This is a genomic window from Lysinibacillus sp. FSL M8-0134 (assembly GCF_038069745.1).
In the GTDB taxonomy this organism is placed as follows: domain Bacteria; phylum Bacillota; class Bacilli; order Bacillales_A; family Planococcaceae; genus Lysinibacillus; species Lysinibacillus irui.
In genome coordinates, this window is record NZ_JBBPAJ010000001.1 from 2,873,293 (window position 1) to 2,887,251 (window position 13,959).

The 13,959-nt window shown below is 37.4% G+C and carries 15 protein-coding genes; 7 read left to right on the forward strand and 8 right to left on the reverse strand.

Annotated elements, in window-relative coordinates:
* Positions 1 to 31 precede the first annotated feature (31 nt).
* Positions 32 to 538 (forward strand): PCYCGC motif-containing (lipo)protein, encoded by a 507-nt coding sequence (locus MKY49_RS14720; RefSeq protein ID WP_274793765.1) that lies wholly within the window; start codon positions 32 to 34, stop codon positions 536 to 538.
* Positions 539 to 974: 436 nt separating this feature from the next.
* On the opposite strand, the gene MKY49_RS14725 is transcribed toward MKY49_RS14720, so the two are convergent.
* A complete protein-coding gene (locus tag MKY49_RS14725) occupies positions 975 to 1,511 on the reverse strand; it encodes a hydrolase (protein WP_341386581.1) in 537 nt (178 codons plus the stop codon).
* A gap of 373 nt (positions 1,512 to 1,884) precedes the next feature.
* Here MKY49_RS14725 and serC point away from each other — a divergent pair, with 373 nt between their 5' ends.
* Together serC and MKY49_RS14735 are read left to right on the forward strand one after the other, a co-directional pair.
* Complete coding sequence (serC, locus tag MKY49_RS14730) at positions 1,885 to 2,973, forward strand: 3-phosphoserine/phosphohydroxythreonine transaminase (RefSeq protein WP_341386582.1); 1,089 nt, start codon at positions 1,885 to 1,887, stop codon at positions 2,971 to 2,973.
* Between the two features lie 269 nt (positions 2,974 to 3,242).
* Positions 3,243 to 3,602 carry a hypothetical protein gene (locus tag MKY49_RS14735; RefSeq protein ID WP_274793768.1) on the forward strand — a complete coding sequence of 120 codons (360 nt, stop codon included), beginning with the start codon at positions 3,243 to 3,245 and terminating at the stop codon, positions 3,600 to 3,602.
* Positions 3,603 to 3,661: 59 nt separating this feature from the next.
* Here MKY49_RS14735 and MKY49_RS14740 read toward each other — a convergent pair whose 3' ends face one another.
* Genes MKY49_RS14740 through MKY49_RS14750 form a run of 3 tightly spaced genes read right to left on the reverse strand, consistent with a single transcriptional unit; the run spans position 3,662 to position 5,717 of the window.
* Positions 3,662 to 4,096, reverse strand: coding sequence for a Fur family transcriptional regulator (locus MKY49_RS14740; RefSeq protein ID WP_274793769.1), 435 nt, complete (start codon positions 4,094 to 4,096; stop codon positions 3,662 to 3,664).
* Positions 4,096 to 4,956: a metal ABC transporter permease gene (locus tag MKY49_RS14745; RefSeq protein ID WP_274793770.1), complete on the reverse strand. Its 861-nt coding sequence runs from the start codon at positions 4,954 to 4,956 to the stop codon at positions 4,096 to 4,098. The genes MKY49_RS14740 and MKY49_RS14745 overlap by 1 nt, the downstream gene beginning before the upstream one ends.
* Positions 4,957 to 4,970: 14 nt before the next feature.
* Positions 4,971 to 5,717 carry a metal ABC transporter ATP-binding protein gene (locus MKY49_RS14750; RefSeq protein WP_274793771.1) on the reverse strand — a complete coding sequence of 249 codons (747 nt, stop codon included), beginning with the start codon at positions 5,715 to 5,717 and terminating at the stop codon, positions 4,971 to 4,973.
* Between the two features lie 167 nt (positions 5,718 to 5,884).
* On the opposite strand from MKY49_RS14750, the gene MKY49_RS14755 reads away from it, so the two are divergent.
* Positions 5,885 to 6,121 carry a Nif11 family protein gene (locus tag MKY49_RS14755; protein ID WP_274793772.1) on the forward strand — a complete coding sequence of 79 codons (237 nt, stop codon included), beginning with the start codon at positions 5,885 to 5,887 and terminating at the stop codon, positions 6,119 to 6,121.
* Positions 6,122 to 6,172: 51 nt separating this feature from the next.
* On the opposite strand, the gene MKY49_RS14760 is transcribed toward MKY49_RS14755, so the two are convergent.
* Positions 6,173 to 7,066, reverse strand: coding sequence for a deoxyribonuclease IV (locus MKY49_RS14760; RefSeq protein ID WP_322611579.1), 894 nt, complete (start codon positions 7,064 to 7,066; stop codon positions 6,173 to 6,175).
* Between the two features lie 12 nt (positions 7,067 to 7,078).
* The gene (locus MKY49_RS14765) at positions 7,079 to 8,380 is read right to left on the reverse strand and encodes a DEAD/DEAH box helicase (protein WP_274797354.1); all 1,302 of its coding nucleotides are present in this window, start codon (positions 8,378 to 8,380) and stop codon (positions 7,079 to 7,081) included.
* A 398-nt stretch (positions 8,381 to 8,778) separates the two neighbouring features.
* On the opposite strand from MKY49_RS14765, the gene vrrA reads away from it, so the two are divergent.
* On the forward strand, positions 8,779 to 9,270 hold the full coding sequence (vrrA, locus tag MKY49_RS14770) for a VrrA/YqfQ family protein (RefSeq protein WP_274793774.1): 492 nt from the start codon (positions 8,779 to 8,781) through the stop codon (positions 9,268 to 9,270).
* Positions 9,271 to 9,343: 73 nt separating this feature from the next.
* Positions 9,344 to 10,312 (forward strand): 4-hydroxy-3-methylbut-2-enyl diphosphate reductase, encoded by a 969-nt coding sequence (locus MKY49_RS14775; RefSeq protein ID WP_274793775.1) that lies wholly within the window; start codon positions 9,344 to 9,346, stop codon positions 10,310 to 10,312.
* Positions 10,313 to 10,358: 46 nt separating this feature from the next.
* Here the strand turns inward: MKY49_RS14775 and MKY49_RS14780 are convergent, their stop codons facing one another.
* Both MKY49_RS14780 and MKY49_RS14785 read right to left on the reverse strand, forming a co-directional pair.
* Complete coding sequence (locus MKY49_RS14780) at positions 10,359 to 11,060, reverse strand: response regulator (protein WP_341386583.1); 702 nt, start codon at positions 11,058 to 11,060, stop codon at positions 10,359 to 10,361.
* 15 nt (positions 11,061 to 11,075) lie between these two features.
* The gene (locus MKY49_RS14785) at positions 11,076 to 12,656 is read right to left on the reverse strand and encodes an ATP-binding protein (RefSeq protein WP_431812197.1); all 1,581 of its coding nucleotides are present in this window, start codon (positions 12,654 to 12,656) and stop codon (positions 11,076 to 11,078) included.
* 112 nt (positions 12,657 to 12,768) lie between these two features.
* Here MKY49_RS14785 and MKY49_RS14790 point away from each other — a divergent pair, with 112 nt between their 5' ends.
* Entirely contained in the window at positions 12,769 to 13,818 is a 1,050-nt protein-coding gene (locus MKY49_RS14790; protein WP_341386584.1) for a TRAP transporter substrate-binding protein, read from the forward strand.
* Positions 13,819 to 13,959 lie beyond the last annotated feature (141 nt).

Below are 13,959 nucleotides of genomic sequence, written 5' to 3' on the forward strand. Positions count from 1 at the left end.
AAGTATTGTAAACATGTAGGAGGCGCTATATTTGAAGAAAACACTTTCTATTTTTGTTATATTGGCTTTACTGTTATTAAGTGCATGTGGGGAAGATAAAAAAGAGGCTGAAGCCAACCAAAAAACTCAGGAAGCTTCACATGAAGGTCACTCACATGCTACAGGTGATATTCAGGAGGAAACCGCTTCTGCAGACATCCTTCCATCCTTTTTAGAAGATAAACAAGAAAAGATTCGCTTAGTTTATCAAATCGCTGGTCAATCAACTGAGATCCTAGAATGGATGCCATGTTATTGCGGCTGTGGCGAATCAGCTGGCCACAAAAATAATTTAAATTGCTTTATTCAGGAAAAACGCGAGGATGGTTCCATCGTCTGGGATGATCATGGAACAAGGTGTTTAGTTTGCTTGGAGATTGCTGTCCAGTCAGCACAACTGCATAAAGAAGGAAAGAGCCTAAAAGAAATTCGTCAGTACATTGATGATACTTATAAAGAGGGCTATGCTAAACCAACACCAACTGAGATGCCTGCATAAAAAAGGATCACTTTTGTGATTGTAGTGGAAGGTATCTTGTCCATGAAATAATAGATATGAGTAAAATAAATCTGAAATTGAAAGGCAGAAACGCTGAACAACGTTTCTGCCCTTTACTTTTTATTATATGAAAGTATATTTTGGAAAAGCCTCTATATTGTTTCAAGTGGTTTTTCTTCCCTATTCGAAGGATGATATATAAAAAACACTTTCGATAAAAATGTGCAACAATATTATGGTTTTATTCACATCCAATTGCTGGGATTGAATTGAAATATGGACAATTTGGTCATAGCAGTGGTTCTAAGTGAAGTTCATCGTAATATGAAAGTGTATAAAATGGGTAAAATATTATCTTAATTGCAAAATATATAGGGCCGATCGTTGTTATTACAATGATTGTATGATAAAGCCAATAGTTTATTTTTGATGAACTCTACTTTACAAGCTGTAAAATGGTTTTAAATTGTGGATGGTCAGCACGTTGTAAAAGCTCATATAAAATCATTTCAGTACTAGTTGAATGTATTCCGAGTGCATTCAGCTTGCTCAGTCCGATTTCTTTATTTGCCTTAGTTCGAGAAGAAACGGCATCTACTACAACCTCTACTTCAAACCCCTGTTCCTTTAATTGTCTTGCTGTTTGGTACACACAAATATGTGTTTCAATGCCTGTTACAATAAATTGTGTACGTCCCGTTTCTTTCAATTTCTTTACAAATGACTCTTCTTGCCATGCGCTAAAGGCCATTTTAGCAATAGGTTGTCCTTGTAAATGCTGGGCTATATCTAGTGCTGTTCCTCCTAAACGACTAGGGTTTTGTTCTAGCCATAATGTAGGTACTTCAAGGGCTTGCATGGCTTGTACTAACTTTGCTACATTTTCAATCATCACTTCACTATCATCTACAATTGTCGCTAACTTTCCTTGTACGTCCACAACTACTAAACAAGCTTTCTCTACTGTAAACATTATGAACACCTCGTTTTCTATTCTCTAAATTATTATACAAAAAACTTGCATTACCTGTCGTAAAGAAAGGTAATTCTTTTATCAAACATCAAATTTTAGGGCATCTAGATTGAAGCATTTACCCAACTAGAAACACGAACATTAAAAACGAATATTTCAACAAAAATATTTTAAACACGAAAAATATCATTTCATTTCAAAAAATAACTTCGTTTCGTTCGTGTTTACTCCGAAAAACATGCTCAATTGTGTACATTTTGTTGCGAGCCTGTCGCTATTCTGCTCAAATATTAAGAATTTTATTTTTTCTCTTGAAAATTACGGTATAATCCAGTAAAGTTCTGTTATTAACCAAACAAGGAGTGTACAAACTTTGACACAACGTGCATACAATTTCAACGCAGGTCCATCTGCACTTCCACAAGAAGTATTAGAAAGAGCTCAACAGCAATTAGTAAACTTCCGTGATTCAGGTATGTCCATAATGGAAATGAGTCACCGCAGTGCTATTTTTGACGACGTACATAACGAAGCTATTGCTTTATTAAAAAAACTTTATGCCATTCCAGAAAACTATGAGGTACTATTCCTACAAGGTGGAGCAAGCCTTCAATTTACAATGGTTCCTATGAACTTTTTGACAGCTGATCAAAAAGCTAGCTATGTACTATCTGGTTCATGGTCTGAGAAAGCCTTCAAGGAAGCTAAATTGTTTGGTACACCTGTTGAAGCGGCCAGTACAAAAGACAATCAATACCGTAATATTCCTGCCTTAGAAGACATTCAATTCAATGATGATGATGCTTATGTTCACATTACATCCAACAATACAATTTACGGTACACAGTGGAGAAATTATCCGGATACAAGAAATGTGCCATTAGTTGCTGACATGTCTAGTGATATTTTGTCAAAGCCAGTGGATATTGAAAAGTTCGGAATCATCTATGCAGGAGCTCAAAAAAACCTTGGGCCTTCAGGTGTAACGGTTGTCATCATTCGCAAAGATTTACTAGAAAAAGCGAATAAAAATATTCCAACTATGCTGAAATACACAACACATGCCGATAGTAATTCGCTTTATAACACACCACCGACATTTGGAATCTACATGCTAGGAGAAGTATTGAAATGGGTAGAATCTAAAGGTGGCGTAGCTGAAATTGAAAAACACAATGAATTAAAGGCAAAAGTAATTTATGATGCCATTGATCATAGTAATGGCTTTTATAAAGGCCATGCTACAACTGATAGCCGTTCATTAATGAACATTACATTCCGTGTGACAGATGAGGAGCTTGAAAAACAATTCCTTGCTGAAGCAAAAGCTGCCGGCTTTGTTGGACTAAATGGGCATCGATCTGTAGGTGGCTGTCGTGCTTCTACTTACAATGCGGTACCTCTTGAGGCTTGTGAAGCTTTACGAGACTTTATGGTAGATTTCCAACAAAAACATCAATAATCATAGGGTAGACGACGAAGATTTACGTTTCTGTAATGACTCGTCGTTTTTTTGTGGGTGTAACCGCAAATCTATCCCGATATGAATATCTTGCTTTAGCATTTATAGCATTTTTTTTACTTAGGGCTTTCCTCACTACGCAAGATTTTGAGAAAAATATAGATTATTGAGTAGCCTATCGGACATATTGCCAACCTCTCTTTCCTCACCAAACATAGATTATTACTGTAAGGGTACCCTTACGAAACTAGAAGAAGGGAGGTATTACAATGGAAGATAGACGATATATGACTCATATGAACTGGCAAGGCTGTAAATGTCAGAAAAAAGAGGAAAAATGTCATTGTCGCAAAGAAAAAGAAGAAAAATGTTCTTGCGAAAAAGAAGAAAAATGTACACCAAAAATGAGCAGTAATTGTAGAGGTTGTATTTGCCAACAATTAAGAAAATTAGAGCTTGCAACTACACTAGATATATTCTTATCTGGCGGTATTAGCTTCTTAGGTGTGACTTTCATTTCCTTTGATCCACGAAATTGCTGTGCATACTTCTTTGAGCCAGGTGCAGCTGCATCTCCTTTAATTGTAGATTGTAATAAAATTGTTGCGATTCGTAGAACAGCAGCTTAATAAGTTGAGAGGGTAGCCCTATACAGGAACTACCCTCTTTTTACACAGAAAAAACTCTGTCAGTATTCATTTGACAGAGTTTCATGCTTACAATCCGGGCATTTGCCATAGATTTCAAACTTATGATTTTCAATCTCATAGTCAGGCAATTTTTCTCCCAGCATTTCCATCGGACAAAGATTAAGCTCTTTAACATTCCCACAATCCATGCAGATGAAATGATGGTGATGATGAGCAGATTCACAGTGCATTCGAAAATTTCGTTCACCAGAAAGCTCCGTTTCTTCTAATATTCCAAGCTTCACAAAAGTAGCAAGGTTGCGATAGATCGTATCAAAGCTCATCCCTGGAAAATCCTTTTTTAAAACATCCAATAAATCTCGGGCTGTTAGATATTTATCTGTTGCAGCAAACATATCTAATATTAATTCCCGTTTATCTGTTTTTTTATAGCCATTTTCTTTTAATATTTCCCACGCTCTTGAAATATTCATTACGCTACCTCCCCCTGCTTTGCAGCCATTTTAAATGCCACTTTCTTTCCTAGGATGACAAGTAACAAGATTAAAATCGAAGTGACAACAATCGTACCTCCAGGCGCTAAATCCATATAAAATGCACTGATTAAACCAATTAATACAGCAGTTTCTCCAAAAATAATTGCATAGATGATGGTTTGCTTAAAGCCTTTTGCTAAGCGCATCGCAGCCGCGACAGGTAACGTCATCAGCGAGGATACTAATAAGATACCTACTATACGCATACTCGCCGCAATAACAAGCGCCGTCACAATCATAAATAAAAGATGAACCCATCTTGCAGGCAGTCCACTTGCCTTCGCATATTCCTCATCAAACGATAAAACAAACAGTTCCTTAAAAAATAAAAACAAAAAGAGAATGACAACAGCAGCAATTCCAATAACGACCCATAAATCTTGACGAGACACAGCAGATACCGAGCCAAATAAATAGCTCATTAAATCTGTGCTAAAGCCACTGGCAAGGGAGATAAAGATCGCACTAATCCCAATGCCTCCTGACATAATGATAGGAATGGCAAGCTCCTCATAATGCTTATACAAGCGTCTTAGTCGCTCAATTAAAATAGAGCCACTAACAGATGCTAGTATTCCTAGATAGATAGGATTGAGCAAGGCTAATGCTGTTACCGATTGACTGATATATAAGCTCCCGGCTATTCCAGCAAGTGTGACATGTGATAAAGCATCCGCAATCAAGGATAACCTACGTACAACAATAAACACACCTAAAAGTGGCGCTAGAATGCCTATTAATAACCCAGAGAAAAAGGCATTTTGTAAAAATTCATAATGTAAAATTGCTTCAATCATAGTGCCTTCCCCTTCTAATGAATCTTTCTTACAGAATGACCATACCAAGCGTCTAGTGCATCCTGTGAAATAGTATCAAATTCATTTTTATAGCCGTGAAAATGAATTGTTTGATTTAAGCATGCCACATGGCTAATGCGATTCGATACCGTATCGACATCGTGTGTGACAAGAATCATCGTAATTCCTTGTTCCCGATTTAATTTCGCCAGCATATCATAAAATGACTGCACATTCTCATGATCAATACCGACAGTTGGCTCATCTAAAATGAGCAATTTGGGATCACTAACTAAAGCTCTCGCAATAAAAACTCGTTGTTGTTGTCCACCTGATAGTTCACCAATATTCCGATGCATAAAAGCATCCATACCAACAGCCTTTAATGCTTCTTGGACCTTCCCTTTGGCATCTCGTCCTGGTCTTTTAAAAAGCCCTAATTTTTTCGTTAATCCACTTTTCACGACCTCTTGAACGGTTGCTGGGAATCCAGAATTAAAGGCATTTGATTTTTGCGAGACATACCCAATCCATTCGCGATGTTTAAAGGTTGCGCTTGGTTCGCCAAATAATTTGATCTCCCCTGATAGAGGCTTTAATAAACCTAAAATGATTTTTAATAATGTTGATTTGCCCGAACCATTCGGACCTAGAAGTGCTAAAAAATCACCCTCTTCTACACGAAAAGAAATGTTTTTTAAAACTTGCGTATAGTCATATTGAAATGACACATTTTCGATGTCAATAAGTGTTGTCTTCATGCATGATCGCTTCTTTCTAATTCAAAATCATTACGATTTACAAGTTGTAAGTATATAGGAAAGTGCAGTTTTTGTAAAGAAAAGAAGATGGATGTTTAACAAATGGCTAAATCGCAAGTGTGTACATGATTTCGTGAAAAATAACATGTGATAAAGGAGGATTGACTTTGAGTATTCAATTTTTACAGCAACTAGCACAAAGCTCTGATAAAGAAATTGTCGCGATTGCTCGTGAAGAAGGCTTCGACATTACGACTTCTGAGGTAAAAAAATTGCGCCCTTATTTGGAGCAATTCACATTCTCTTGGCTATTTTTAGGTATTCCTAAAGACATCCTTGTAGAAGTGGAGGCAGTATTAGGTAGAAAGCGCTCACGTCAACTTATTGCATTATTTACAAAATAACAAAATAGTGCCCGAAATCAGCATCATCGACTGATTTCGGGCACTTGTTCGTTACCCTTTTAACGCTTCAATTAGCTCAGGCTTAAATGTGCCGTTACGCAACATCTCAATTTCAACTTTATAAGGTGCTGCCTTCGATTTACTATCACTGTTTGAAGGCACAAATGGTGTTTCTAAAATTTTAGGAATATCCATTAATTGCGGATGATGCACTACATAGTTTAATGCGTCAAAACCGATATGGCCAAAGCCAATATTTTCATGGCGGTCTTTACGGGCGCCTCGCACATTTTTTGAATCATTAATGTGTAGAACTTTGATGCGATCTATGCCTATTATTTTATCAAATTCTTCTAGCACGCCATCAAAATCTTCAACAATATTATAGCCAGCATCATGTGTGTGACATGTATCAAAGCATACAGAAAGACGTTCATTATGTGTGACACCATCAATAATTTTAGCAAGCTCTTCAAAGGAACGACCACATTCGGTCCCCTTCCCCGCCATTGTTTCTAATGCAATTTGAACAGGGAAATCCTGCGATAATACCTCATTCAAGCCTTCAACAATTTTCGCAATTCCAGCTTCAGCACCCGCACCTACATGCGCACCAGGGTGCAAGACAATTTGCGTTGCCTCTAGTGCTGCTGTGCGTTCAATTTCTGATTGTAGAAAATCGACTCCAAGACGGAATGTTTCTGGTTTTTCCGTATTCGCAATATTGATAATGTAAGGAGCATGCACAACAATATTTGTCATACCATGCTCTTTCATATGAAGTAGACCATTCATAATGTTCAGATCGGCAATCGCTTTACGACGTGTGTTTTGCGGTGCTCCTGTATAAATCATGAATGTATTTGCTCCATATGACAGTGCTTCTTTACTTGAGCCAAGCAACATCTCTTTCCCACTCATTGAAACATGTGAGCCAAGTAGCATGTAAAAAACCCCCTATTTTTTACCTCGCGCTTTTAAACGACGTTCACGTTTTTTAATTTTTTCCATTTCCCATTTCATATTACGCTTATAGCCTGGTTTAACCTTTTTAGGCTTACGCACCAATGCCTTCGCTTTCACATCGATTTCATTCTCTTGTTTCACGCGATTTTTACGTGCATGACGCTCTTTTAACTCAGACCATTCTCCATTTTTAACGTCTTTTTGCACAAAAGGAATACCCATTTTCTCTACACGAACTACTGCATCTTCATCAGATGGCTCAAATAAAGTAATGGCAGTTCCTTTATTACCTGCACGGGCTGTACGTCCAACACGGTGAATAAAGAACTCTAGGTCCTCTGGAATTTCGTAATTGATAACATGGGAAATTCCTTGAATATCGATACCACGTGCTGCTAAATCAGTCGCAACAATGTATTGATATTCTAGATCGCGGATTTGTTTCATCATCTTTTTACGATCACGTGGACTTAAATCACCATGGATTTGTCCACAACGGATACCATGTTCATTTAAATAACCGGCAACTTGCTCAGCTGTTTTACGTGTATTTGTAAAAATAACAGCTAAAAACGGATTAATACCTTCAATTACTTCTAATAAACGTTTATTACGCGATTTAGAGCGTACTGGCACAAGCACAAAATCAATACCCTCTGCCACTGGTCGCTTATCGTTCATTTGGATATGCACTGGGGCATCCATATATTTTTTTAAGAAAGGCTGAAGTTTTTCAGGAATCGTTGCAGAGAATACAAACATTTCAAGCTTCTCTGGCATTTGAGAAGCAAATCCATCAATATCCTCGATAAAGCCCATATCAAAAGCTAAATCAGCTTCATCAACAACTAGGATTGGTGCCGTATGCACAAATAACGCTTGTGCTGAAACAAGATCACGAATACGTCCAGGTGTCCCAACAACTATTTGTGGTTGTGTTTTTAATTTATCAATGGAGCGTTGCTTGTCCGTACCCCCAATAAATAGCTTTGCTTGAATAGCTGTTCCTTCTATTAACTGATTTAACGCATCAAATATTTGTTGTGCTAGTTCGCGTGTAGGAGAAGTAATAACAGCCTGAACTTCCTGTCTCTCTACATCAATACGTTGAACTATCGGAATTAAAAAACTATGTGTTTTCCCCGTTCCTGTATGTGCCTGTCCAATAGCACTTTTCCCTTTTAATAAAAGTGGAATAATTTCTTTTTGAATTGGTGTCGGTTCTGTAAAGCCTAGTTTTGCAATGGCGTCCTGCAAAAATGGCTGAAAATTGTAATCAGTATATTTTGACATCATTCGTTCCTCCTAACATCTTTCTCATTGTACCATGATTCGAACTTTAAGGTATATTTACATCCTATATATTACAAGCATAAACATAATTTAAACGTTTTATGATTACCGTAACAAAAGCCCTTATCAAAGGTACTTGAAATAAGAAGAATATGCAATCAAAAATACGAATACCACAATGCCAGAAACCCTGGGTACTGTAATTTTTAGCATCATGAAAAACGCCGACAAGTTGTCACTCGCCGTTTTTGTCGGTTAGAAACGACCATTTTCTTTAGACAGTGATCCTATGTCATCATTGTTTTCTGTTTCTATATCGAACCCTCCCACTAGCCTTTGCATATCATAGCTATAGTCAGGTATGTCATCAATGAAAAACAAGTAGAAAGGAGATCATTATGGTATTTCGACCACCTTATCAATATCCTATGTATCCCGGTGGCATGAGAATGCCCATGCAAACACCACCACAAATGTCACCGCAGTCCTTTTACCAGCCTGGAGGCTTTCCTGTTCAACCACGAATTCCAGGCGGCTTTCCGATGGCTAATGGAATAGGTACCTTCGGAGGGCAAATGCCAACGCCACCTGTGCAGGAACCTTCTAAAATCGGTTCGTTCTTACAACAAGCAAATAGCTTATTCAATACAGCTAAGACCTATACACCTTATATTCAACAAGCAATGCCTATGGTAAAAAATATACCCTCGCTATTAAAGTTATACAAAGGATTCCAAGGCCTTCCATCCGCTGGGTCAGCTAGCGCTGATACTGCAGGAAGTGATAAAAAAGCTTCAACTGGAAGTAGACGATCATCAAGGCAAAGTGCATCATATACGCCTCCTGAACCACTTCCATCTAAACCACGTATCTTCCAACCACCTATGTAAATGAACGTTTCTTTGTATTCGCCGTCCCTGTCCGTTATAATGTAGATAGGTAAGCTTGAAAGGAGTCACAACCATGCAAGTATTAAAAATTAATCCACGTGGCTATTGCTACGGTGTTGTTGATGCGATGGTCATCGCTCGGAATGCCGCACTTGATAAAACATTACCAAGACCTATCTACATTTTAGGGATGATTGTGCATAATAAACATGTCACAGATGCGTTTGAAAAGGACGGAATCATCACATTAGATGGTGAAAACCGCCTAGAAATTATTGAACAAGTTGAAACCGGTACTGTCATTTTCACAGCACATGGTGTTTCACCTGAAATTCGTGAGATTGCGAAGCGAAAAGGCTTAGTGTCCATTGATGCCACATGTCCTGATGTAACAGTTACCCACGATTTAATTCGTGAAAAATCGGCTGAAGGCTATGATATTATTTATATCGGAAAAAAAGGACATCCCGAACCAGAGGGGGCCATTGGGGTTGCGCCTGATCATGTCCACTTAGTACAGTCCTCAAACGATATTGATGCGTTAAATTTAACGAATGATAAATTACTGGTGACAAATCAAACAACAATGAGCCAATGGGATGTTGCCCATTTAATGGATAGTTTAAAAGAAAAATTCCCTCATATCGAGGTACACAAAGAGATTTGTTTAGCGACACAGGTTCGTCAAGAAGCTGTCGCTCAGCAAGCTGGAGAAGCGGATTTACTCATCGTTGTGGGAGATCCTAAATCCAATAACTCAAACCGCTTAACACAAGTTTCCGTTGAAATTGCAGGAACACCATCCTATCGAATTGCGGATGTTTCGGAGCTTAAAATCGAATGGTTAAAAGGCATTAATAAAGTGGCAGTTACAGCAGGTGCCTCAACGCCAACTCCAATTGTCAAAGAGGTTATTACTTTCCTTGAGCAATTCGATGAACATGATGCTGCTACACATATAATCAATCGTACGGTGACATTAGAGAAAATCTTACCAAAGATTAAAACACCGACACCAGTTGATAAAATTATGCCTTATTAATAAAAACAAAAAATCCTGATTGCTTTTTGGCCAATCAGGATTTTCTTTATTTACTAAAATAATAGTTTATAGGTCGCCCAATACCTCCATAATGGACATCCATTGTAATTTCTTCTTGTTTCTCTAAATAGTCTAAATATCTTCTTGCGGTGACACGAGCAATTCCTACACCACTTGCCACGTCTTCTGCAGATGCACCATCGACCGAATGTAAAAAGCGCACAACCTTTTCAAGCGTTGTACGATTGAAGCCTTTCGGAAGATTATTTTCCGACCCTAGCGGAGCTGATTGTTCCACGTTAGTTTGCCCATCACGATAATGAAATAATTGATCCAATTCCCGCTGTGTGAGTTCCTGATCTGATTGTGTTTGCTTCTTAAAACGTAAATAATTATCAAGCGTACCTTTGACCCGTTCAAATGAAAAGGGCTTCATAATATAATCAAAGACACCTAGATGCAGTACTTGTTTCACTGTCTCCATATCATTCGCAGCCGTGACGGTAATAACATCCACTGGTAGGTCTAGTTCACGTATTTTTCGTAAGCTCGTAATGCCATCTTGCTCTGGCATAAAAATATCCATAAAGATTAAATCAGGCTGATGGTGACGTATTTGCGTAATGCCTTCAAGACCGTTAGATGCTTGTCCAATCACTTGAAAATGTTCAACCTTTTCAATAAATTGACGATTAACCTCTCGTACCATCGGATCATCCTCAATTAATAATACTTTGATCTGCAACACTGTCCGTCCTCCCTGTTATGCATAATAAAAGGTTATTAAAAAACTCGTTCCTTTGTTAGGTTCACTGATGACTTCGATATCACCCTGTCCTTTTTCAATGATTTCCTTTATTAAAAATAACCCTATTCCTCGGTCTTTTTGCTCTTTTGTAGAATAACCATTATCAAATATGTGCTGCTTGATTTCCTCCGTCATGCCTATACCATTATCGGTTACTAAAATAGCTAAGACATCATCGTCTTCATCCACTGAAACATGAATCACTTTCTCTTCAACTTGTGCATCCTTTAAAGCATCAAAAGCATTTTCTATTAAATTACCAAATAGAATAACAAAATCATGATGATCCAAGTTAGGTGGGAATGACGTTAAGCGACTTTCACGATCAACTTCCAGACGAATTCCTTGTTCCTTTGCATAGGAAATTTTACTAAGCAAAAGCCCTGAAATATTTTCATTTTTTATACGTTCATTTAAAAAGTTGGTGATTTCATCGTGTTCTTCTTTTACTTGCGTTAAGTATGACAAAGCCTGTTCATGATGTCCAAGCTGTAAAAGACCAGCTATAGTATGCAGTTTATTTTTATGCTCATGTGTTTGCACACGAAGTGCTTGTACAAATGCCCTGACACCTGTTAATTCTTCAGCAAGCTTTTTCACTTCCGTACGATCTTTAAACATTGCCACTGCCCCGACGGTTTTTCCGTTGACTTGAATCGGAATACGATTACTCATAATACTATGATTATTAATATAGAGTTCACGGTTAAATAATGGTTGATCTAGCTCCAAAATTTCAGGAAGTCGAGTATCAGGAAGGACATGAAAAATTTTCTGACCAATTAGTGCAGATGGTTTTTCATGTACACCTAATATGTCACATGCTTTTTCATTAAAAATCGTTATCGTCAAATCATTGTCGATGGCAATGATTCCTTCATGCATGGCATTAAACGTTTCTGTCCGTTCTACATACATTTTGGCAATTTCATGAGGCTCTAATCCAAACATTTGTTTTTTCATATGAAGCCCTAATGTACGCGCACCCCACGCACTAAAGATTAATGATAAGATGACAGTAATGATAAGCTCTGTTTGCATTGATTGCAGCAATTCTACAACGGTAAGAACACTGTAACCAACTATCGTAACACCAATTTGTTGTCCCTTATTATTCATAATCGGTACAAATGCTCGAACCATATCACCATGTCCCCCATGAGCGATTGACGTATAATAATGCTCTGAAAAAGCAGCGTTTAAATCACCAGATTGGGATATTCGTCCAAGCTCCTCGCTATTTGGATGAGAGTATTTGCGTCTTTGCATATCTAAAACAACAATATACTTCGCCCCATTTATATCACGGATTTCTTCAACTATTGGGTTAATATGTTGTATCGCCTCATTAAAATTTTTATCGGTTATATAGGTTTTTATTTCGGGAAGCTGTGAGACGGTTTTTGCCACAAGTAATGCTTGATCACTAAGTTGGGTCTTTTGTTCATTCATCACAAACCCCAACAAAAAAGTGCCACCAATACTAAAGGAAAGCATCAGAATAAAAAAAGTCAGCGACATAATTTTTCTCTGCATAGATAACTTTTGAAATATCAAAATGATTGCCTCCCTCCTACTATATTTTAGCTTACTCCATATGTTAGAATAACAAAAACATCAGAAAATACGAATTAATTGGGTGTATTCAATGAAAAAATTTATTATTGGAACGATTGTAACCGTCTTTGTTTTAATCGTAGCAATCAGTGTTCAGCAAGGATTACTCTTTGCTAAACCGCTTCCCTATGATGATGAGCAAAAGGGCTTAGACTCACAAATTACTATTCATTTAAGTCATGTGGTAGCCGAAAATACCCCAAAAGGACAGGCAGCCAATAAATTTGCTGAGTTAGTAGAAGAGAAAACAAACGGGAAAGTCAAAGTCCATGTGTACTCAAATTCCTCTTTATTTAATGATGAAAATGAGTTTCAGGCCTTACAAAAGGGTGACGTGGAAATGATTATCCCCACTTTTTCGAAGATGACCGCATATGTGCCTAATTGGCAGGTGCTTGATTTACCGTATCTGTTTAATACAGATGAGGAAGTACAGGAAGTCCTGACAGGTTCTATTGGGGAACAATTAGTAAAAGAGCTAGAACCGTTTCATATTAAGGGACTGGGCTTTTGGTACAATGGCTTTAAGCATTTAACGTCTGTCGACCAACCCATTCATACATTTGAAGATTTACAGGGCTTACGTATACGAACAATGCCAAGTAAAATTTTAGAAAAACAATTCGAAGTAATGAAAGCAACACCAATTCCCCTTTCTTTTAGTGAGGTTTTTACAGATTTAGAAAAAAACGCAATTGATGCACAAGAAAATACAGCCTCTAATATTTACTCTAAAGGGTTTTACAAAGTACAAAAGCATATGACGATCACTCAGCATGGAATTTTAGGCTATGCTGTCTTAATGAACGAAACATTTTGGAACTCTCTACCTGTAAAAATCCAACATCAATTGATTTCTGCAATGAAAGAGACAACAGAATGGCAATTTGAACAGGCAATACTTATGAATGAAAAAGATATGGAAAAGCTCAAACAGCAAGCTGATTTTACTGTTTATACGATGAGCCCTTCAGAAAGACAGCGTTTTAAAGAGCAGCTAGCCCCTGTCTACGATTTTTATAAAACTCATATACAAAATGATCATGTTTTATCCAAGATAGAAAAGATTGTTACTCCCTAATACTTTTGGTCATTAATGATTAATCCTTACAAATAGTAAGGATTTTTTCTTTTGTATTATAATAGATTACCTATTTCCAAAACTACTATAAAACAGCTACAAACCATTGCTATTCTTACCTTTATCTCCCCGTCACTCAAA